Annotated in this window: 21 protein-coding genes and 2 pseudogenes; 18 read left to right on the top strand and 5 right to left on the bottom strand. The window is 61.4% G+C overall.

All coding sequences use genetic code 11. The features are described 5' to 3' along the window. Positions 1 to 184: 184 nt before the first annotated feature. Both IPP03_21995 and IPP03_21990 read right to left on the bottom strand, forming a co-directional pair. Positions 185 to 1,348 (bottom strand): hypothetical protein, encoded by a 1,164-nt coding sequence (locus tag IPP03_21995; protein MBL0355175.1) that lies wholly within the window; start codon positions 1,346 to 1,348, stop codon positions 185 to 187. After that, positions 1,349 to 2,332 carry a hypothetical protein gene (locus tag IPP03_21990; GenBank protein MBL0355174.1) on the bottom strand — a complete coding sequence of 328 codons (984 nt, stop codon included), beginning with the start codon at positions 2,330 to 2,332 and terminating at the stop codon, positions 1,349 to 1,351. Between the two features lie 238 nt (positions 2,333 to 2,570). Here IPP03_21990 and IPP03_21985 point away from each other — a divergent pair. After that, positions 2,571 to 3,787 (top strand): annotated as a pseudogene (locus IPP03_21985) (IS256 family transposase). Positions 3,788 to 3,904: 117 nt separating this feature from the next. Here the strand turns inward: IPP03_21985 and IPP03_21980 are convergent. Beyond that, positions 3,905 to 5,199: pseudogene (locus tag IPP03_21980) on the bottom strand (IS4 family transposase). A 166-nt stretch (positions 5,200 to 5,365) separates the two neighbouring features. Then, positions 5,366 to 6,543 (bottom strand): IS3 family transposase gene (locus tag IPP03_21975; GenBank protein MBL0355173.1). Its coding sequence is split into 2 segments (ribosomal slippage): positions 5,366 to 6,291 and positions 6,291 to 6,543, totalling 1,179 coding nucleotides; the frame shifts between segments, so codons are not numbered across the junction. Between the two features lie 190 nt (positions 6,544 to 6,733). Here IPP03_21975 and IPP03_21970 point away from each other — a divergent pair. Beyond that, the gene (locus tag IPP03_21970) at positions 6,734 to 7,174 is read left to right on the top strand and encodes a putative toxin-antitoxin system toxin component, PIN family (protein ID MBL0355172.1); all 441 of its coding nucleotides are present in this window, start codon (positions 6,734 to 6,736) and stop codon (positions 7,172 to 7,174) included. Then, positions 7,171 to 8,199, top strand: coding sequence for a 23S rRNA (adenine(1618)-N(6))-methyltransferase RlmF (gene rlmF / locus IPP03_21965; protein ID MBL0355171.1), 1,029 nt, complete (start codon positions 7,171 to 7,173; stop codon positions 8,197 to 8,199). Before IPP03_21970 ends, rlmF begins: the two co-directional genes overlap by 4 nt. Here rlmF and yaaA read toward each other — a convergent pair. Further along, positions 8,190 to 8,963 carry a peroxide stress protein YaaA gene (gene yaaA / locus IPP03_21960; protein MBL0355170.1) on the bottom strand — a complete coding sequence of 258 codons (774 nt, stop codon included), beginning with the start codon at positions 8,961 to 8,963 and terminating at the stop codon, positions 8,190 to 8,192. The genes rlmF and yaaA overlap by 10 nt on opposite strands. A gap of 87 nt (positions 8,964 to 9,050) precedes the next feature. On the opposite strand from yaaA, the gene IPP03_21955 reads away from it, so the two are divergent. From IPP03_21955 to IPP03_21885, 15 genes are all read left to right on the top strand, one after another. Further along, positions 9,051 to 10,223, top strand: coding sequence for a DUF2863 family protein (locus IPP03_21955; protein MBL0355169.1), 1,173 nt, complete (start codon positions 9,051 to 9,053; stop codon positions 10,221 to 10,223). After that, on the top strand, positions 10,223 to 11,569 hold the full coding sequence (locus tag IPP03_21950) for an adenosylmethionine--8-amino-7-oxononanoate transaminase (GenBank protein MBL0355168.1): 1,347 nt from the start codon (positions 10,223 to 10,225) through the stop codon (positions 11,567 to 11,569). The genes IPP03_21955 and IPP03_21950 overlap by 1 nt, the downstream gene beginning before the upstream one ends. Before the next feature lie 116 nt (positions 11,570 to 11,685). Next, positions 11,686 to 13,263 carry an amino acid adenylation domain-containing protein gene (locus tag IPP03_21945; protein ID MBL0355167.1) on the top strand — a complete coding sequence of 526 codons (1,578 nt, stop codon included), beginning with the start codon at positions 11,686 to 11,688 and terminating at the stop codon, positions 13,261 to 13,263. Further along, positions 13,260 to 14,741, top strand: a complete 1,482-nt coding sequence (locus tag IPP03_21940; GenBank protein MBL0355166.1) for a hypothetical protein — start codon at positions 13,260 to 13,262, stop codon at positions 14,739 to 14,741. Before IPP03_21945 ends, IPP03_21940 begins: the two co-directional genes overlap by 4 nt. Beyond that, positions 14,741 to 14,989: an acyl carrier protein gene (locus IPP03_21935; GenBank protein ID MBL0355165.1), complete on the top strand. Its 249-nt coding sequence runs from the start codon at positions 14,741 to 14,743 to the stop codon at positions 14,987 to 14,989. Before IPP03_21940 ends, IPP03_21935 begins: the two co-directional genes overlap by 1 nt. 87 nt (positions 14,990 to 15,076) lie before the next feature. Next, a complete protein-coding gene (locus IPP03_21930) occupies positions 15,077 to 15,343 on the top strand; it encodes a CopG family transcriptional regulator (protein MBL0355164.1) in 267 nt (88 codons plus the stop codon). Then, positions 15,340 to 15,744 carry a PIN domain-containing protein gene (locus IPP03_21925; GenBank protein ID MBL0355163.1) on the top strand — a complete coding sequence of 135 codons (405 nt, stop codon included), beginning with the start codon at positions 15,340 to 15,342 and terminating at the stop codon, positions 15,742 to 15,744. The genes IPP03_21930 and IPP03_21925 overlap by 4 nt, the downstream gene beginning before the upstream one ends. A 78-nt stretch (positions 15,745 to 15,822) precedes the next feature. Next, on the top strand, positions 15,823 to 16,308 hold the full coding sequence (locus tag IPP03_21920) for a hypothetical protein (protein MBL0355162.1): 486 nt from the start codon (positions 15,823 to 15,825) through the stop codon (positions 16,306 to 16,308). 53 nt (positions 16,309 to 16,361) lie between these two features. Continuing rightward, positions 16,362 to 17,525 carry an 8-amino-7-oxononanoate synthase gene (gene bioF / locus IPP03_21915; protein MBL0355161.1) on the top strand — a complete coding sequence of 388 codons (1,164 nt, stop codon included), beginning with the start codon at positions 16,362 to 16,364 and terminating at the stop codon, positions 17,523 to 17,525. Continuing rightward, positions 17,522 to 18,235, top strand: coding sequence for an alpha/beta fold hydrolase (locus tag IPP03_21910; GenBank protein ID MBL0355160.1), 714 nt, complete (start codon positions 17,522 to 17,524; stop codon positions 18,233 to 18,235). Before bioF ends, IPP03_21910 begins: the two co-directional genes overlap by 4 nt. Beyond that, positions 18,228 to 18,992 (top strand): malonyl-ACP O-methyltransferase BioC, encoded by a 765-nt coding sequence (bioC, locus tag IPP03_21905; GenBank protein MBL0355159.1) that lies wholly within the window; start codon positions 18,228 to 18,230, stop codon positions 18,990 to 18,992. The genes IPP03_21910 and bioC overlap by 8 nt, the downstream gene beginning before the upstream one ends. Continuing rightward, positions 18,989 to 19,684: a dethiobiotin synthase gene (gene bioD / locus IPP03_21900; protein MBL0355158.1), complete on the top strand. Its 696-nt coding sequence runs from the start codon at positions 18,989 to 18,991 to the stop codon at positions 19,682 to 19,684. The genes bioC and bioD overlap by 4 nt, the downstream gene beginning before the upstream one ends. 43 nt (positions 19,685 to 19,727) lie before the next feature. Next, positions 19,728 to 20,336, top strand: coding sequence for a septation protein A (locus IPP03_21895; GenBank protein MBL0355157.1), 609 nt, complete (start codon positions 19,728 to 19,730; stop codon positions 20,334 to 20,336). Next, positions 20,336 to 20,638 (top strand): YciI family protein, encoded by a 303-nt coding sequence (locus IPP03_21890; protein ID MBL0355156.1) that lies wholly within the window; start codon positions 20,336 to 20,338, stop codon positions 20,636 to 20,638. Before IPP03_21895 ends, IPP03_21890 begins: the two co-directional genes overlap by 1 nt. Then, positions 20,635 to 20,901 carry a BolA family transcriptional regulator gene (locus IPP03_21885; protein MBL0355155.1) on the top strand — a complete coding sequence of 89 codons (267 nt, stop codon included), beginning with the start codon at positions 20,635 to 20,637 and terminating at the stop codon, positions 20,899 to 20,901. Before IPP03_21890 ends, IPP03_21885 begins: the two co-directional genes overlap by 4 nt. Positions 20,902 to 20,933: the final 32 nt, after the last annotated feature.

Below are 20,933 nucleotides of genomic sequence, written 5' to 3'. Positions count from 1 at the left end.
ACGTACATGAATGCGGAAGCCGGGCATCTTCAAAGAATCAAGCACCAGAATTCCGGTATCGGAGCAGTCCCAAGCCTGAGTCAATCTCCGGCGCATGGAACACTAGACACGACAGAGGCCTCTACTAGGCTATTTCCTAATTGCTTGTAATACGGCGAATGGCCCTGTTGCTGAGCGACGATCGTCAGACACACATCTGTATCAGGTAGGCAATATCACCCACGATGTCGGAGAAAGAGAAGACTTCATCAGGGTAGGTAAGCATTCCCCGCAAAGCCTGGCCAATGAAGGCAGTACGCGAATTGGCCGGGAAATCGATCGAGGACAGGGGGCGGCGTATGGTAGCAAGCACGCATTTAAGTGCGGCGATCCGGCTGATAGCACGGTACCGCTTTGTCTGCTGCCGAAATTCAGATGCCAACAGGAACGGCAGATGGGCGGCAACGAGCAGGGTCGGCTCGTCATAACCTGTCGCGTACACCTTGGCAGTTGTTCCACCGAGGCGCGGATTGACCTCCAGAAAAAAGGCTTTGCCAGTATTCTCGTCAACGATGAAGTCGTAATGGAAAACACCATACAGCCCCGTGGCTTTCTCGAATCTGCGGCAAGCCTCAAGGAGTTCCGCAGGCAGCGAGCAGGGCTTCAGCGACACCGCGAGACCGTTAAACTTGATCTCGGTAACATAGGCCTCACGATGATCCCAACTGCCGTCGATAGCCCTCGCCGCATGGACGACGAGATTGGGACCGGCGACGAAAGGCTGAGCGATAATCCACGCCTCATCCAGGCTGCGCGATGCCAGAAATGTCTCTGCCTCAGAGCGATTGCCGATGACTTCGGCCTTGAACATCGGCCGCACCAAACGCGCAATGTCGGGGCGCAATACCATCAAGCGATCGGCTGGCAATTTGGCCGAATCCCCAACAACGGCCAAGGTGATCGTGGGCAGAATGGGTAAACCCGCTTGTTCCGCAATACCAATCTGTTTCAGCTTGGATTCCAATACCCCGTAAAGCCCCGGCTCATTGAGCATGAGGTGTGTCATGGGGAACCCTCCTTCCTGCCGATGCGACCACAGTTTCAATGCAACCCGCTCAGAAAGGGACGTGATGGCGGCGATTCCGTGCACCGTGCATTCTTCCCCCACTTTGGCAATGCTCTCTTTGATGGCAACGCTTTCTGGCAAGAAACGATAAAAATCTGCCAGGTGAATCAGAAAGCCATGAAGCGGACGTACGCCTGTCTGGAAAAAGGCAGTACGCAGGCCGGCATGCCGCCAACTCCGCAGGCACGCCAGTTGGGCCGGGCCGAGTGGGCCGACAATCCCGACATAAGGTCGATCGCTCATTTACACTCTCTTTATCAGTCGGCTCAGGGCAATTACCGACAAATCCCTCACCCGTCCACGATAAGGGTTTCGGGATACGGGGGCTAGACTCTGCCAGAAGGCGACTGAAGGGCCGAACGGTAATACCCTGAAGCGTGCTGCGTTTTCATGCAGGTAGCAGCATAGTTCACGCCAACGTTCCTGGTTAGTGCGCAGGGGTACATAACGTGGTGGCTCGAAGATGCTCGCCGCGTCTTTCGCCATCTCACTAGCATGGGTCAAAAACACAACTGGCCCTTGGTTATGTTTGGCAGCATGCTCAAGTATACGGATCATGGTGCTCAGCGGAGTGCCGGTAACGGTAAGCAACTTCGCCAAGTTCTTCCACGGCACTCCAACCTGGTAAGAGGTAACTGGTATCTCGGTGACAGAGTCCTGGCGCGCCACACCGGACCACAACGAGAGACTGGGGTCTTCTGGTACGAAATACGCCTTACCGCCGGACGAAGACAGAGGTAACCCCACGGCTGCCTGGGCCCGAAGGAGGTCTCCGTCGATACGCAAGTTTCCTGGCCGAAAGGCAACCGGCGACTGGCCTGTCAGATGCCGGAAATAGTCTGCAGCCAGGGAAAGAATACGTGTGGCACCACCTACGCCACGACCGGCAAGCGAATCGTTTTTAACAACTTGCCCCACGGTCTGTCGCCAGTCAGGGGCGAGCAGATATTCCCAGCAAGGGTGGGCATGCAACTGGAGATCGAAGAGCGGATACTGCTTCAGTTCGTTGACGACACTCGCCATGGGTTCAGTACCAAAATGCGCCACCTGCATCGCCTCGACAAAAAAGGTGGCGGGCAACCCGAATTCGGAAAGAGGTCTAAGGAGCGGGGCAAGCCCTTGGCTCCTGCCACCAACCTTGCGTTGCACAGATTCAAAACCGGCTGGAGAACAGCGATCGGGATAGGTCAGGGCGCCACGAATATCAAACTCGATATCGGCAGTCAAGCAAACGGGAATAGGTTGCAACGGTACTTTGAATCCTGAAAGTGCAATGACAGTTTGTCAGTTAAAGAGATGCTTGGCGAGTATTAGTGAATACCTTCATCGTCGCACGAGATTGAGTCCCTAAACTGCTGTAAATCGATTGAGTCCCTAAACTGCTGTAAATCGGGTGGCAGGTAGCCACCGCTTCGATTCGGTAAACTGACGTTGCGAGACGATCGATAACCGAAGGAGAGAAGCGATGACTGGGTATGAGGTTAGCGTAGGAACGGACTTGCTGCCAGGGCTTTTAAACGGGCAGGACGGGCTGGCGAAACTGGTGGAAGCGGTGCTCAATCAAGTACTGGAGGCGCAGGTGACGGAAACGCTGGGGGCGACGCGGCACGAGCGCACGGACGAACGGGCCGGCTATCGCAACGGCTACCGGCCACGCACCCTTTACACGCGGGTTGGGCCGGTGACGCTGCTGGTGCCGCAGACGCGGGACGGCAGCTTTTCGACGGACATCTTCAAGCGCTACCAGCGGAGCGAGCAGGCCTTCGTTCTGGCGCTCATGGAAATGGTCGTGCACGGTGTCTCGACGCGCAAGGTCTCGGCGATCACCGAAGAGCTGTGCGGCGCCAGCTTCTCCAAATCGATGGTGAGCGCACTGTGCGCCGGACTGGAACCGCGGGTCAGCGCGTTCAACGAACGGCGGCTGGACGGCGAGTATCCCTTCGTGCTGGTCGATGCCCTGTTCATCAAGAGTCGGCAAGAAGATCGTGTGGTTTCGCGTGCCGTGCTGACCGTCTCAGGCATCCGCTCCGATGGCTTCCGGGAGATTCTGGGCGTGCGGATCGGCGACACCGAGAGCTTCGCCACCTGGGACGAGACCTTCCGCTGGCTCAGAGGGCGCGGCCTCAAGGGCACGCAGTTCATCATCTCGGACGACCACGGCGGCCTGCGTGAAGCGGCAGCGCGGCACTTTCAGGGGCCAGCTGGCAACGCTGTCAGGTGCATCTGATGCGCAACATTCTGGGCCAATGCAACACCCGCCACCGCGCCGAGGTGGCAGCTGCCGTCAAGCTCGTGCTGCAGGCGCCCGATTTGGTCGAGGCCAAGCGCCGCCTGGCGGAATTCACCGAGCGCTTCGCCAAGAGCGCCCCCAAAGCGGTGGCCTGCCTCGAAGCAGGATTCGAGGATGCCATGGCGGTAATGGTCTTGCCCGAGAAGTATCGCAAGCGGCTACGCACAACGAACATGCAGGAGCGGCTCAACGAGGAAATTCGCCGGCGGGAGCGCGTGATCCGCATCTTCCCCAACGACGAGTCAGCCTTGCGCCTGATCGGCGCTCTGCTGGCCGAACAGAACGAGGCTTGGCAGGAACGGAAGTACCTCGACATGGATGAATTCAAGGAGTGGGCGGCTTCCCGCGCCGCAGCTAGCGAGGGCAACAACGTTGTTGCCCTCGCTAGCTGAAAACCATTCGTCATTCATCGGATCGAAGAGTATTTACAGCAGATTTTGGACTTGACTTGTAAATCCATTCCATTACACACAAATTATTCAAAATTACACTTTGAAGTTGAACTCGCGTCATAACGCATGAGCCTCTCTCGCGAATCTGATCCCGGCGGCGAAATCGACGACGCGTTGAAGGCCAAGCCAAAGGGTCTTCACCCCTGGCTCGCCATCGCCCTTGCGGGCCAGAAATCCGCCAAGCATCGCCACCAAGCGCACCACTTCATTGAGCCTGGGCGGCGTCTTGGGCACCTTCTTCCGATTCAGGATGTAAGCCGCTTGCCATTCGTCCTGCTCGAACAGCAAGGCCGCATCCAGGTCTGGGCAGGTACGGCCCAGGCGCATGAGTCGGGCAATCCGCCAAGCCACCACCATGAACAGCGCCAGCGCCCGTTCCAGCCGCGCCACGGTGCTCAACTGCAACGCCTCTACGCGGCAGCCGTTCTTGAGGACATGGAAGAACAGTTCGATCTCCCAGCGCGCCCGGTACCAGTCGATCAGTTCGGTCGCCGCTTCGAAAGAGTTAATCGGCCGATTGGTCAGCAGCCGCCATTCCACCGGCTTCACGCCCTCGGGGCACTTTCTTCTCGCGCCACCAGACAACTCACCTCGATCCGGCTCCCCTTGCCGTCGGAGACCGTCACCCGCTTTGCCCAGACTCGTTGCCGAACGTCCCGCGCCTTCTGTCCTTGCCGCGAAGGCATCGTGAAGCGGATGCCGCCGAGCGCTTCGCTGGCCAGGACCTCAGTCCACAGCTTGCCGCCCTCGGGAAGCGCCCGATTGTGCTGGGAACGAATCAGCCAGTCGGCGGGATGCCCCAGCTCGCGGGCTTGCACCATCAGGGCCACGATGTCCGCCTCCCGATCCGCCACATACACCAGCCGGGTGTCCGGCATGCTGCTCGCCAACTCCGCGATGCGGGTGTAGCCCTCCGTCCAGCGGGTGCTTTCCAGCAGGCCACCTCGTTGGCCGCTCGCGTCCTTGGGTTCGCGTGCCCACATCCAGGCGTCCAGAACACCCAAGGGTTCACGCTGCGGACTGACCGCGTAGGTGGGATGCACGTACATCCCGCGTTGGGCTTCATACGAGAGCGGCCCCAGACCGGCAATGCGCTGACCATTGAAGTCGAGTTCCGTGGTGTCTTGGATGCACAGCACCACCGGATGCACCCGCATGCGCGTTTCGGCGCTTCCCCAGTGCGAGGCCAGGATGGCTTCCCATTCGATGTCGTCCTGCGCAAAAAAACGATACGCCGCCTGGGTTTCCGCCCAGCCGCCGCAGGCTTGCGGGATACTGGCCATCGGATTGGCTGCCATGCGCTCCGCCAGCAGCACCGTGCGCTTGTCCAGACGCCGGTCGCCCAGGTCGATCGCCTTGAATTCTTCCGCTGCCCAACCCATCACATCCACCCAGCATTTCTTGTAAAGTCAGCATGTTACGCAGAGGTGTTGAAGTTGTGTGTAATGGGATGCTGTAAATCGGGTGGCAGGTAGCCACTGAGCTTCCCTCTGTATTTCGTCTGCCAAAGGGTGGATTTCATGCTACCAGTTTTTGCTGATGTTGCTCACTGAGCCAGTTTTCAAGGAACTGAATTGGTGATTGGTAACCGAGCGTCGAGTGCTGTCGTTTCCGGTTGTAAAACACCTCAATGTACTCGAAGCTGGTGGCCTTCATGTCGGCGTGACTGGCGTAGCGAATGCCATGCACCCACTCGTTTTTGAAGCTGTTGAACCAGCTTTCCGTCGGCGCGTTATCCCAGCAGTTTCCTTTGCGACTCATCGAGCAGATCATGCCGTAAGCCCTGAGCTTGTCCTGAAACGTATGGCTGGCGTACTGGCTACCTCGGTCCGAGTGGTGCATCAATCCCGCTGCAGGACGCTTGCGGAACCAGGCCATGGTCAGCGCATCCGTCACGATATCTGCCGTCATGCGCGGCTTCAGCGACCAGCCCACGACTTCGCGGTTGAACAGGTCGAGCACGATGGCCAGATACAGCCAGCCTGCGTCGGTCCACAGGTAGGTAATATCAGACGTCCAGAGCTGATTCGGGGCCGCTGGTGTGAAGTTTCTGTCGAGCAAATTGTCAGCAACTGGCAAGCCGTGCTTCGAGTCTGTGGTGACCTTGTAGCGCCGCTTGTGGCGGGCATGAATGCTGTTTTCACGCATCAGCCGTTCAACCCGCCCCTTGCTGGCTGGGAAGCCCCGGCTCCGCAGTTCTCGGACCATGCGCGGACTGCCGTAGGCACCCCTGATCTCAGCATGAATGGCACGAATGAGTGCCAGCATCTGGAGATCGGTCAGTCGCTTGCGATCCGGCCGACCGCCGCGCTTCCAGGCGCGATAACCGCTGACGCTGACATCGAGCACCTCACACAGATCAACGAGCGGGTAGCGCAAGCCTTGTTCGGCAATCCAGGCGTACTTCACAGGACATCCCTTGCGAAGTACGCCGTCGCTTTTTTTAGGATTTCGTTCTCCCGTTTGAGCCGCAGGTTCTCCGCTCGCAGCCGGGAGATCTCCATTTCCTCGGGCGTCACCTCTCGGTTTCCTACGCCTCTGAGTCTGCCTTCTGCTGACGATTTTACCCAGTTACGCAACGTCTGGTCGCCCAGACCAAGTTCCTTGATCACGCGACTGATGCTCTGACCATCCTTCACCCGCTTGACCGCCAGTTCCTTGAACTCGGTCGTGTAGGCCTGCTTCGGTATCTTCATTTCAGGCCTTCCAAAAGTGACTCAATTTTAGGTCACCCTTGGCAGACTAATTTCCGGGGGAAGCTCAGACAGGAGGCCGTGACGGTCCGCTTTGGAAGAAATCCCCGACCGTCAGCAGTTGGACGTACCAAGACTTCGATCCACCAACCCGGGTCAGACCAAATCCGACTTTCTCCCTATAATCCGCGCCATGCTGCGCTTAGTTCTCGACACCAACGTCGTCCTCGATATCTTCCACTGGAGCAACATCGACGCCGTACCAATCATTGCGGCGCTCGAAGGTGGGCGAATCGAATGCCTGGCCGATGAGCAGACGCTGGACGAACTGCAGCGCGTGCTGAGCTACCCGCAACTCAAATTAACGCCCGAAATGGCGGTCGACCGCTACAGTCGCTACAGCCGCCTGGTACAAATGATTGCCGAAGGCGAGGCGCCGCCGTTGCCACGTTGCAAGGACCGCGACGACCAGAAGTTCCTCGAACTCGCCGCCCGCTGCAGCGCCAATCTGCTGGTGACCAAGGACAAGGCGCTGCTTCGCTTGCGCGGGCACACCACCCTCGGCTTCAGGATTCTCAAACCGGCTGCCGCCTCGGCGCTGCTTTCGCCCACCACACTTCAGGAAACGCCATGAGCGAAGCACCCCCTGCCGCCAAACCCAAAGCCCCGCCGCTGCCCAAACCTGGCCTTCACCCGCGCAACCGGGATCTCGCCGGCTATGACTTTGCCGCGCTCGCTGCCGCCTCGCCCGGCCTGGCGCGCTACCTGATCACGACGCCGGCCGGCACGCCCGGCACCACAAAACCAACGGCTGGCACCAGCATCGATTTCGCCAACCCGGCGGCGGTCAAGGCCTTCAATCGCGCCCTGCTCGTCCACCACTTCGGCATCGCGGGCTGGGATATTCCCGCCGGTTACCTGTGCCCGCCGATCCCCGGCCGCGCCGACTACATCCACCACGTTGCCGACCTGCTGGCTACCTGCAACCGCAAGGAGATTCCGCGCGGCCCGAACGTACGGGTTGTCGATATCGGTGTCGGCGCCAACTGCATCTATCCGCTGATCGGCCACGGTGAATACGGCTGGCGCTTTCTCGGTGTCGAAATCGACCAGCCGGCACTCGACAACGCCCGGCGTATCTTGAGCGCCAATCCGGCGCTTGCCGACGCCATTGAACTGCGCCACCAACCGGTGCAGGACAATATCTTCGTCGGCATGCTGCGCTCGGGCGAAAGCTTCGATCTCAGCATCTGCAATCCGCCCTTTCACAACTCGCCCGGCGACGTCATGGCTGTCGCGCAGCGCAAGTGGAACAACCTCGGCAAGGGCGCGCGCGGCAAGTCGGCCGCTCCGCCGCGCCTCAACTTCGGTGGTCAGGGCACCGAACTGTGGTGCGAAGGCGGCGAACGCGCCTTTCTCGAACGCATGGTCGCGCAGAGCGCCGGCATCCCCAAGCGCTGCCTGTGGTTCACCAGCCTCGTCTCGAAGGCGGAAAACGTCGCCCATGTTCAAGCGGCGCTGAAGAAGGTGCACCCGGTCGACACGCGCATCATTCCGATGGCACAAGGTCAGAAGCAAAGCCGCCTGATCGCCTGGACCTTCTGCGGCAACGGCGAGATGGAGCGCTGGCGCAAGGCGCGCTGGGCCGATCAGTCCTGACGGCGGCGGAAAACCCAGCGCTTGTCGTCCGAGGCTTCCGGTGCAAAGGCGTAGTCGTCGTAGTCGAAATCTTTCAGCCCTTCCGGTTCGTCCAGACGATTGACTACGGCGTAGCGCGTCATCAGGCCGCGCGCCCGTTTGGCGAAGAAGCTGATGATCTTGTAGCGGCCTGATTTCCAGTCCTCGAATACCGGCTGAATCACCGTGCCCTTGATCTTGCGTTCGACGGCGGCCTTGAAATATTCCTCGGAAGCGAGGTTGACCGCAACAGGGCGTGGCAGCGTGGCCAGTTCGCCGTTGATCGCCTCGAGCAGCGTCTCGCCCCAGAAAGCGTAAAGATCCTTGCCGGCCTTGTTGGCGAACTTGGTACCCATTTCGAGGCGGTAGGGTTGCATCAGGTCGAGCGGCCTGAGAATACCGTAGAGGCCAGACAGGATGCGCACGTGCTGCTGCGCGAAGTCAAGGTCGGCGGCGCTCATGCTGCGGGCCGCCAACCCGTCGTACACGTCACCATCGAAGGCGAGCACCGCCTGCCTGGCGTTTTCCGGGGTAAACGGCAGCTTCCAGTCGGCGTAGCGGCTGAAGTTAAGCAGCGCCAGCGGGTCGGAAATCGACATCAGGTTGGCGAGGTCCGCCGGCGACAGTGCGCGCAATTGCCTGATCAGCGTTTCCGACTGCTTCAGGAAAGCCGGCTGGGTGTGCGTGGTAATCTGCGGCGGCGTCGTGTAGTCAAGCGACTTGGCGGGCGAGAGAAAGATCAGCATGAGAGTAAATTCCTTATATTCCAGTAATGCGCTACGCCTGATTTTACCGGCTGGTAAAATTCGTTTTTTGCTTTTTCAGGAACATCGATGAAACGTACCCGCTTCGGCGCGCGCGAGCGCACCTCGCGCGACGCGGCAGAACTGCAACGTCTGGCCACCGGCCTCTCCGAATCCGGCGGCAAGCTGGAAGACCGCTTCTGGGAAGGCCGGCTTGGCGAACTGGTCGACAGCCTGCTGAAAAACGGCGCCGAGGACGACATCAACACCGCGCTCGACCGCCTGTTCGAGGCCAATCCACCCGCCCACGACGAACTCGCCGACATGGTCGAGTCATGCGCCGAAACCAGCCGCCTGGAAGCGCAGGGGCAGGAATTCGACATCCAGTTGTTCGCGGCGCCGGTGCTGGCCTGGTCACGCTTCTCGATCCCCGCCTGCCCGTTGCCGAAAAGCACGCTGCAAGCATTGACCGTACACCTCGGCGCCCATGTTTTCAGCGCCGCCACGCGCGTCGCGCTGGCCGATTTCCTGTTCAGCCCCGATCAGCTGCCGCGCAGCTTCTGCGACACCTGGCAACTGACCCAGGCGTTGGGCCAGGCGACGCTGGCCGGCGAGCATCTGGCGGTCGACACCGGCGGCCTGGACGAAACCAACCGCTTTCTTTCCGATGTGCGCTACCTGGTCGGCGCCATCGCCGTGCCGCGCAGTACCCCGCTGTTCCGCTGGAACGAGAAGGACGGCAGCAAGGAAGCCGCGCTCAAGGAATGGATCAAACAGGGCAGCCCCAATCTCGAACCGCTGCTCACCGGCTGCGCCTGGCAACCGCTGCTGCCCGACGCCTACCATGCCTCCTGCCGCAATGCCGACCGCCTGTCGCGCCCCTATTCACTGAAGGCGTCGATAGCCTTCCTGCAGACCATGCTCGGGCTGATGCCGGCCGACATGCGCGCTGTCGTCGGCCCCTGCTACGACCGCCGCATGGAGGAATACCGCGTCGGCCTCGGCCCCAAGGACAAGGATGAGACCTACCACGGCATCGTCTGGCCGCTGCTCGGCGCCGAGGATGAAGCGACCGACGCCGCCGGCGAAATCGAGGCCGTGCTGCGCGAGGTCGGGGTCAAGGACGTGACCTTCCTCGACCACCATTTCCCGCTCGAATTCTGCGACGACTGCGGTGCCCCACTCTACCCCAACGTCGAGGCCGAACTGGTGCACGCCGAGATGCCGGAAGAACCCGCCGCCGGTTCGCAAGTCCTGCACTGATGGCGAAATCGGCAAACCCGGACTGGCTGGCGCGCAGTCAGGCCGCCGTCTGGCATCCGTGCACGCAGATGCGCCACCACGCCCAGGCGGATTCGCCGGCCCACCTGCCGCTGATCCCGATTGCCCGCGGCGAGGGCGCCTGGCTCTACGACTTTGACGGCAAGCGCTACCTCGACGGCATCAGCTCGTGGTGGACCAACCTGTTCGGCCACGCCAATCCGCGCATCAACGCGGCGTTGCGCGACCAACTGGAAACGCTTGAACACGTCATGCTGGCCGGCTTCACGCACCAGCCGGTGATCGAGCTTTCCGAGCGTTTATCGGCGTTGACCGCAGGAACTCTGGGACACGCCTTCTACGCCTCGGACGGCGCCTCGGCTACCGAGATCGCGCTGAAGATGAGCTTTCACTACTGGCGCAATATTGGCCGTCCAGAGAAGGCCGAATTCCTGTGCCTGGCCGGCAGCTATCACGGGGAGACAGTCGGCGCGCTGGGGGTCACCGACGTCGCCATTTTCAAGGATGCTTACGCGCCGCTGGTGCGCACCGCCAGCGTCGTGCCGTCGCCCGATTTCCGCCAGACCGAAGAAGGTGAATCCCCGGCCGACGTGGCGCGCCGCGCCGTCGCCGCGCTCGAAGCCCATCTCGAAGCCCACGGCGAAAACATCGCCGCCCTCATCGTCGAACCGCTCGTCCAGGGCGCTGCCGGCATGGCGATGTACGACCCGGAATATCTGCGCCTGGCCCGCGCCCTGTGTGACCGCCACGAAGTCCACCTGATCTGCGACGAAATCGCCGTCGGCTACGGCCGCACCGGCACCTTCTTCGCCCACGAGCAGGCGGAGATCCGGCCCGACCTGATGTGCCTGTCAAAAGGCATCTCCGGCGGCTACCTGCCGCTTTCGGTCGTTCTCAGCAGCGACACGATCTACAACGCCTTTCTCGACGATTCGGTCGCCCGCGCCTTCCTTCACTCGCACTCCTACACCGGCAACGCGCTGGCCTGCCGCGCCGCGCTGGCCACGCTCGACATTTTCGAGCAGGACAACGTTGTTGCGGTCAACCGCCAAAAAGCCGAAAAAATTGGCGCTGCCCTCGCCCCACTGGCCGACCATCCGCAAGTCAGCCACCTGCGCCAGCGCGGCATGATCGCTGCCTTCGATGTCGAAACTGACGACCCGTATTTCTCGCGCCGCTTCTACCGCGCCGCGCTGGACAACGAAGCGCTGATCCGGCCAATCGGCAACACGGTTTACCTGATGCCACCATATATCGTCAGCGATGACGAAATCGCGCATCTCGGACAGGCCATCGCCTACGCACTCGACACGTCCCTGTCAGCCTGAGCCGCAGCATCCGAATAAATTCGCCGGTTACATAACAGCACAGCACCACAGCCGGTGCTCGATTAAAATGCTGCACCGCAATATGCAGCGTAATCAGCACGCGCCTCCACAACCCCATGAATGACAATTTCAATCTGGCCCGCAGCATCCGCCGCCACAGTCTCACCACGCCCGACGCACCCGCCGTTGTCTGCCAGGGGCAGAGCCTCAGCTACGCTGCACTGGCTGGCACCGCGGCCCATCTCGCCCATTGCCTGCAAAGCGTCGGGGTCAGGCGCTCGGACGACGGCCAGTTGCCGAATGTTGGCATTCTCGCCTCGCGTAGTGCGGATGCCTGCACAGCGCTGATCGGTGCCGCCTGGGCCGGTGCCACCTACATCCCGATCGGCCTGAAACTGCCGGAAGAGCGCATCCTGACGCTGCTCTCGCTGTGCAATCTGTCGGCCATCATCGTCGATGACGAAGGTGCCCGCCTGCTTAGCGAACGCATCCTCGAAGCCTGCCCACCAACCGTCATCTGCCTCGGCCAACGACCTGCGGTCGACACGCCACATGCCGCAAAACTGATCGAACTGCCGGCCCACGCCCCGCCTGACTTGCCCGAACCGGCCCATGTCGAAGCCGACGATATCGCCTACATCATTTTCACATCCGGCACGACCGGCGTGCCCAAAGGCGTGATGATCCCGGCTGCCGCTGCCCGCCACTACATCACGATGATTACCAGCCATCTCGGCCTGCAGCCGACCGACCGGGTGCTGGAAACCTGTGAGCTGAGCTTCGATTTTTCGGTGCACAACATGTTCCCGACCTGGGAAGCCGGCGCGGCACTGCACATCCTGCCGGCAACACGGGTAATGAATGCCGTCAAGTTCGTCCACGATGCCGGGTTGACCGTCTGGAACTCGGTGCCGTCGCTGGCCGGCATGCTGCGTCAGATCAAGGCGCTCAAACCGGGCAGTCTGGCCGGTCTGCGCGTCACCGTTTTCGGTGGTGAGCAACTACCGGCCGGCGTTGTCAGCGCCTGGCGCGAAGCAGCGCCCAACAGCGCGATCTTCAATCTCTACGGCCCGACCGAAGCGACCGTTTTCTGCCTTGCCCAGAGTGGCGCGCTGCCTGTAACGCCGGGTCGCGACGTCGTCGCCATCGGTACCCCGTTGCCCGGCAGCGAGGCCGCTGTACTCGACGCCCATGGCCAGCCGGTCGCCGATGGCACACCGGGTGAGTTGGCCATCGCCGGCACCCAACTCGCTACCGGCTATCTTGGCGCGCCGGAACTGACCGCCGCCCGTTTCCCGATCCATGCCGGCAAACGCTGGTACCTGACCGGCGACCAGGCGATTTGCGATGCCTCGGGAAGCTTCCACTGCCTCGGCCGTATCGACAATCAGATCAAGATCCACGGCTATCGCGTCGAACTGGAAGAAATTGACGCTTACCTGCGCCTCGTTACGGGCGCCGATGTCGTCGGCGCCGTCGCCTGGCCGGTGGTGGATGGCACGGCGCGCGGCATCGTCGGCGTCGTCGGTGCCGAACACATTGACAGCGAGGCGGTGATCGCCAGCCTCAAGCAGCGCATTCCCGCCTACATGCTGCCGGCGTGGGTGCTTGCCCGGGCGAGCCTGCCGCTCAACCACAGCGGCAAGGTCGACCGCAAGGCACTGCTCGGCTGGCTGGATGGTCTGGCGACATGAGTCTCACGTCAACCCTGCCGGCTGCCGCGCCAAAGCCGCCGCGGCGTCGCCCGCGCGATTTGTTTGCCATCGACGAGCAGGCGCGCATCGTCGCCTTTGCCGGAACACCGGTCGGCCGGGTATTGATTTTCGCCATTGCCTTGCTCGCCGTCAGCCGCTATTTCGACGTCTGGGCAACGCTGCTCGCCGTCAGTGCCGCGCTAACCGCCGCCTGGCTGCCGAAATACCGCATCCCGGTGCTGTTGACCGCAACCTGGCTGGCCACGTTTACCGAAACCCTGCTCTCCGGCAACGATTTTGCCGAACACATCGGCTTGGTCATGACTCAGGAAGGCATTGCCAATCTGCCCGCTGCCGGACTGGCTACCGCCAGCCTGCTCGCCGTCGTACTTGGCATTCGCACGCTGCTTGCCTTCGTTCGCCAACATCCCAAATCACTGCTTGCCCGCCGCCCGATGCTGGCCATGCTGGGGCTGGAAGCGCTGCTCTGTGTACTGGCACTGCCGGATTTCCTGCCCGGCTGGCCGCGCCTGCTGATCTGGTCGCTGCTGGTCGTTGTCACACCCTTCATCTGGTTCCTTCCCTACGCCGTCGTCGATCAGCGTGCGTCGAGCGCCGGCCCGGTCGGCATGCAAATGGCCGCGCTGCGCCCCTTCTGGAGCCCGACCTACCTGCCTTTCGGCAAGGGTGCGGCCTATCTGCAAAAATTCCTGGCCAAGACGCCGGACGATCTCGTCATCACCCAGTTGAAGGCCATCAAGCTGCTTGTCTGGTCCAATCTGCTGCTGACCCTCAAGGGGCTGCTCGGCTGGCTGTTCGTTAGCCACTTCGATACGCCAACGGTCGCCCAGACCGTCGATGCCTTCCTGCAGGGACAGCCTTACCCGATAGCCGTCAGCTGGACGGCGCTGGCCTATTCGACGACCAAATTTGCGTTGCAGATCGCCATCTGGGCGCACCTGTTCATCGGCATCGCTCGCCTCGCCGGCTACCGTCTGCCGCGCGGCTCGTGGCGACCGCTCGAATCGCGGACGCTGATGGATTACTTCAACCGCTTCCACTATTACTTCAAGGAACTGCTGGTCGATTTTTTCTTTATCCCGACCTTCTTCAGCACCTTCCGCAAGCACCCCCGGCTGCGCATGTTCTTTGCCACCTTCATGGCCGCCGCCGTCGGCAACGCCTTGTGGCATTTTGTCCGCGACATTGACCTGATCGCCCGCGTCGGCCTGGCAACGGCGCTGAAAACCTATGCCAGCTACGCTTTCTACTGCGTCGTCCTCGCCACCGGCGTCGGTATATCGCAAATCCGCGTCAACAGTAGCATCCGTCCGTCACCGACACTGGCCGGAAAACTGTATTCGTTTATTTTTGTCTGGTCCTTCGTCGTCTGCATGCACCTGTTCAGCGACGGCTCACGGCAGCATTCGCTGGGCGAACGCCTGTCTTTCCTGATCAGCCTTTTTGGAGTGATCTGATGCAACCCGAAGAAAAACAAAATCTCCGCGACTTCGTCGCCGACACCCTGATCAAACATGGCGACCGCAACCCGGTGAACGATACCGACCTGCTGTTCACCAACGGACGCCTCGATTCGTTTTCGACCATGAACCTGGTGATGTTCCTCGAAGAAAATTTCGCCATCGACTTTTCAGATTTTGAGTTCGATGTCGGCGTACTCGACTCGATTGACCTGATCGAAAGCTTCGTCGACGCCCGGCGCTGAACTGAACCAACCGGGCTGCTTGCCCAGCTTCCTTGCACCGAGCCCGGTTTTGTATTACCGTTAATACAAATCAAGTCGGAGCCTGCCATGACCACCAGCGTTCGTCTTCCCCTGCGCCTTGAGCAGGCGCTTGGGCGCTACTGTGTCGAGCATCGCCGCAGCAAGTCGGAAGTCATCATCGAATTGCTGGAGCAGCACTTTTCCGCCGAGCAGACGGAGAAAACTCCTTATGAACTCGCCTGCGAAACCGGCTTTCTCGGCTCGCTGGAACTTGACGAAAATACTGCCGGTGAGGCCAAAGCACGCGTCAAGGAAGCCATTGCCCAGAAGCACAGCCGGCAGCCCACGGCATGAACCTGCTGCTGGTCGATACGGGGCCGCTCGTCGCGCTGGCCAACAAGCGCGACGAGCATCACGAGGGATGCACTAATTTTCTCGCCAGCTACCGTGGCCGCCTGCTGACCACCTGGGCTGTGCTCACCGAGTTTTCCCACCTGGCCAGTTCGATTCCCGCGACCATTGCGCTCTACCAATGGATCGAACGCGGCGGCATGGAAATCAATCCGTTGGGCCGTGACGAGTTGGTCAGCACCATCGACTGGATCACGCGCTACGCCGACCGTCCGATGGATCTCGCCGATGCCTCGCTCGTCATCACCGCTCTCAAAACCGGTTGCATCGATGTCTGGACGCTCGACAGAGCAGATTTTGAAACCTACCGCCTGCCTGGGCGGAAGCGTTTTCGATTGGCGTGAAGATTATCACCTGCGTGTTTGCCGTTTTACCAACGCGAGTCGTTCTCGGCTTTTCCCGCTTTTTCCTCAGAGTTCCCAATGAAACCAGAGCTTTCTGTAATCTCAGATGATGACGAAGTACTTAGTTCAATCGTCAAATGCATTACTGACATCGATTGCTCAAAGTATTTTTCAGACCACATCGGAAAATCTCAATCCGATCAAAAGAGGATCGTTACAGCATTTCAAGAGGCTACCACATCCATTTTGACGAGCAAAATACCAAGCATCGAATGGCACATGGAGCATCGTCCTAGCCCCAAAACCAATGACTCAATTGATATTTTCGGCAAGGGCAATGGATTTGTCGTAGTAATTGAATTAGACAAAAATCGAGCCGACCAAGTCACAAAGAAATTTGTTTCGCGAATGGCGATACTGCCATCAACACGAGTTTATTTCATATCACTCTGCTATCCAGGCACCAAAAACATGAGCAGAACCGAGTGCACCAAATACTTCGGTTATTGCTCAGCGTTAGCGCAACGGATGAGTAATCACTATGCCGGTTTCACTTTTGAATGACAGCATAAAATAGTCAGCATTGACGAAGGCTCCCGAAAATCACCCAAAAGCCCGTGATCGAATTCCGCCTCACCACAGCGATATCTGAACTCGCCGCCGCCGGCCTGACCCGCCGCCGTCGCCTCCTCGAATCGCCCTGTGGGCGGACTGCCACGGTCGACGGCAAAAATGTGTTGAATTTCGCCAGCAACGATTATCTTGGGCTGGCCGGCAATGCCGAGATTGCTCAGGCAATGGCCGATGGGGCGCTGCAATGGGGGGCCGGCAGCGGCGCTTCGCATCTGGTCAGCGGGCATCTTGCGCCGCACGAAGCACTGGAAAAAGAAATCGCCGCCTTCGTTGGTTTTCCGCGTGCGCTGACTTTTTCCACCGGCTACCTGGCCAATCTTGCCATCGTACCGACGCTGGCCGGGCGGGGTGCAGCAATCTTTTCCGACAAGCTGAACCACGCTTCGTTGATCGACGCGATGCAACTGGCCAAGGCCAACGGTGCCGAGGTGCAACGCTATCCACATGGCGATGTTACCGCGCTCGAACGACTACTGGCAACCAGCACCACGGCGACCAAGTTGATCGTCACCGATGCCGTGTTCAGCATGGATGGCGACCTCGCACCGCTGCCGTTGCTTTACGCACTGGCCGAGCGTTACGACGCCTGGCTGGTGATCGACGATGCGCACGGCTTCGGCGTGCTTGGCAAAAATGGACGCGGCAGCCTGTCCCACTTCAATCTGCCGGCGACGCCACGCATCCTGCTGATGGGCACGTTGGGCAAGGCGGCCGGCGTTGGCGGCGCCTTCGTCGGCGGCTCGGAAACCGCCATCGAGTTCCTGCTGCAAAAGGCGCGTAGCTACATCTTCACGACCGCCGCCCCACCGGCCATCGCCTGCGCACTGAGCAAAAGTCTGGCCCTCATCGAGAACGGCGACGCCCGGCGCGCCAATCTCTTCGCCCGTATCGGCCAGTTGCGTGACGGCCTGGCAGGCCTGCCGTGGCAGTTGCTGCCCTCGGCCACCGCCATTCAACCGCTGATCGTCGGCGACAACGAAGCGGCGCTGGCGCTGGCCAACGCGCTGTGGGAACGCGGCTTCTGGGTGCCGGCCATTCGCCCGCCGACCGTCCCCAAAGGCACGGCACGGCTGCGGATTTCGCTTTCCGCCGCCCACAATGCGGGCGATATCGACCATCTGATCACTGCCCTGAGGTCGCTGGCATGAGCACACCCCTTGTTTTTCTCCCCGGCTGGTGTCTGGGCCGCGGCCCGCTGAATGCTGCGGTCGACGCACTGAATGGCTCAATTTTTGACCTGCCCGGTTACCGCGACGCACCGCTGATCACCGACTTCTACGCGGCAACCGATGATGTCGCCGCTCGCCTGCACCCGGGAACCCACCTCTGCGGCTGGTCGCTCGGCGCCCAGATGGCGCTGGCCATTGCCGCCCGCGCGCCAGAAAAGGTCGGCAAACTGGTGCTGATCGCCGGCACGGCTTCCTTCGTCCAGCGTGAGGGCTGGCCGCATGCGATGCCGCCGGAAATGCTGGCTGACTTCGCCGCCGACGTCGCAACCGACATCGAGGCCATCCTGCCGCGCTTCGTCGGCGGCTTCAACCGTGGCGATGCCCGAAGCAAGGACGTCACGCGCCAATTACTCGAACTGGCCGACCCGCGCCCACCGGCCGCCACGCTGGCCACCGGCCTGAACTGGCTGCGTGACGTTGATCTGCGCCCGCTCGCCCCTCTGGTCAGGGCACCAACCCTGCTGCTCCACGGTGCCGCCGATCCGCTGATGCCGCTACCCGCCGCCGAGGCGCTGGCGGCGCTGATTCCCGGCGCCCGCCTCGAAGTGCTGGCCGGGTGCGCGCATGCGTCATCCATTTCGCGCCCGGACGAATTCCTCGCCCGCATGCAAGCCTTCCTGAATGACTAGGCCGGCCAAGGCGCGCATCCGTGATTCCTTCGAGCGCGCCGCGCCGAGCTATGACGACGCGGCCTTCGTCCAGCGCCGCGTCTGCACCCGCCTTGCCGCCGGATTGCCGGACGATCTGACGCCAAGCCGCATCCTCGACGCCGGCTGCGGCACCGGCTTCGCCCAACCCCTGCTGCAGCAGCGCTTTCCGACCGCCCACGCCATCGCGCTCGATTTCGCGCCCGCCATGCTGCATCGGGTCGGCGCGCCGTGTTGCCGGCTGGCCGGCGACCTTGAAAATCTGCCGCTGGCCGCGAACAGCATCGACCTCTATTGGTCGAGCCTCGCCGTCCAGTGGTGCGACCTGCCGCGCACGCTGGCCGAAGCGCAGCGGGTACTGACGACCGGCGGCCACCTGGCCCTTGCCAGCCTCGGCCCCGCCACCTTTCATGAACTGCGCACGGCGTTCGCCGGCATCGACGCTCATCGCCACACCCTGGCTTTCCAGACGGCGGAGGAAATGCGCCGTCTGGCCAGTGACTCCTGCTTCGTCGCGGTCGACGTCGAAAAACACACGGAAATCGCCCATTACGCCGACTTCAGATCGCTGCTGCTTGCGGTCAAGGCACTCGGCGCCAACCAGCTCGGCGAGGGGCGGCGCACCGCGCTGCTGAGCCGCACCGCCTTCAACCGCGCCGCCGATGCTTGCGAAAAGCTGCGCACGCCGGCCGGTCTGCCGCTCACCTACGACGGCATCATCCTGCACGCCCGCAAATGAACCGCGCCTACTTCCTGACCGGCACCGATACCGAAATCGGCAAAACCTTTGTTACCTGCGCGTTGCTTCAGCGTGCCCGCCAGCTAGGACTCAAGGCGGCCGGCTTGAAGCCGGTAGCAGCGGGCACAAACGCCACGGGCAGGAACGATGACGTCGAAAATATCCGCGCCGCCAGCAACGTCGCGCTGCCGCTGGAGATAATCAACCCCTACTGCTTCACGCCCGCCATCGCTCCGCATCTGGCTGCCGCCGAGGCGGGCGTGGCCATCGATTTCGCGCGCATCGCCGCCGCCTGCGCCACTGCGCGCCAGCAAAGCGACCTGCTCATCGTCGAAGGCGTTGGCGGATTTCGCGTGCCTTTGGGCGTTGACCGCACCCCAGGGGTACTTCCTGCGGGGCGCGACAGCGCCGATCTTGCTGTCGCCCTCAACCTGCCGCTGATCCTCGTCGTCGGCCTGCGCCTTGGCTGTATCAATCACGCCCTGCTGACCGCCGAGGCGATCGCCGCACGCGGCCTGGTACTGGCTGGCTGGGTCGCCAACCGGATCGATCCGGACATGGCCCGCGTCGAGGACAACATCACCGCCCTGCGCGAACGCATCGCCGCGCCGCTGCTCGGCAGCGTGCCGCGCATCGCCGGCAGCAATCCGTCGGATGCGGCATCATTCATCGAACTTCCATCAGGCGATTGACGGCGTCCGCCCGGCCAATCCACTACAGGTATAATCCCGCGCCATGAAACTGCTCTTCGATCTCTTCCCGGTCATCCTGTTCTTCGCGACCTTCAAGTATTACGTCAGCAATCCGGAAGGTGCCGCCGCACTGGTCGGCAGCCTGCTCGGCAGCGCCGTGCTCGACGTCAAGCAGGCGCCGATCTTGCTCGCGACCATCGTCGTCATCACCGCCACTGTCGCGCAAATCGCCTGGGTGCATTTCCGCCACGGCAAGGTAGACAAGATGTTGTGGGTCAGCCTCGTCCTGGTTTCAGTATTCGGCGGCATGACCCTGATCTTTCAAGACGAAACCTTCATCAAGTGGAAGCCGACCATCCTCTACTGGGTGTTCGCCGGCAGCATGGCCTTCGCGGCGCTGGTGCTGAAGAAAAACCCGATCAAGGCCATGCTCGGCGAGCAGTTGACCCTGCCCGACCCGGTCTGGTACAAAGTCAATCTGTCCTGGGTGACCTTCTTCATGTTCATGGGCGCTCTGAACCTGTTCGTCGCCTTCAACTTTCCGACCGATACCTGGGTCAATTTCAAACTGTTCGGTGGCATGGGCCTATTGCTTCTGTTTGTGCTCGGGCAAGGTCTGTTGCTGTCAAAATACGTCAAGGAGGATAAATAATGCTTTACGTCATCATCGCTGAAGACCACCCCGGCACGCTCGACCAGCGTCTCGCGGCACGCCCCGCCCACCTCGATCGCCTGCAGGCCTTGCAGGCTGATGGTCGCCTCATCCTCGCCGGCCCCTGCCCGGCCATCGACTCGCCCGACCCCGGCCCGGCTGGCTTCTCCGGCAGCGTCATCGTTGCCGAGTTCGCCTCGCTGGCGGCGGCGCAAACCTGGGCCGACGCCGACCCCTATGTCGCCGCCGGTGTCTACGCGAAAATCACCGTCAAGCCCTACAAGAAAACACTGCCGGCGTGAGTGCCGAAACCGTAGCCCTGCTACGCGAACGCCTGGCGGTGCTGGAACCGCAATCGCTCACGATCGAGGACGAATCGCACCGCCATGCTGGCCATGCCGGCGCGAAAGACGGTGGCCATTACAAAATCACCATAGTCGCCGCCGCCTTCGCCGGCCACAATACGGTCAGGCGTCATCGAACGATTTACGCCGCAACCGGCGATCTGATGAGCGGTCGAATTCACGCGATCAGCATCCGCGCTTTTTCACCCGACGAAGTATAATCGGCGGGTTTTTACCCCACACTCAAGGAAAA

It is taken from the genome of Candidatus Dechloromonas phosphoritropha, assembly GCA_016722705.1.
In the GTDB taxonomy this organism is placed as follows: Bacteria; Pseudomonadota; Gammaproteobacteria; order Burkholderiales; family Rhodocyclaceae; genus Azonexus; species Azonexus phosphoritrophus.
The sequence above is the reverse complement of the archived record's forward strand: the minus strand, read 5'-3'. Positions and strand labels throughout refer to the sequence as shown.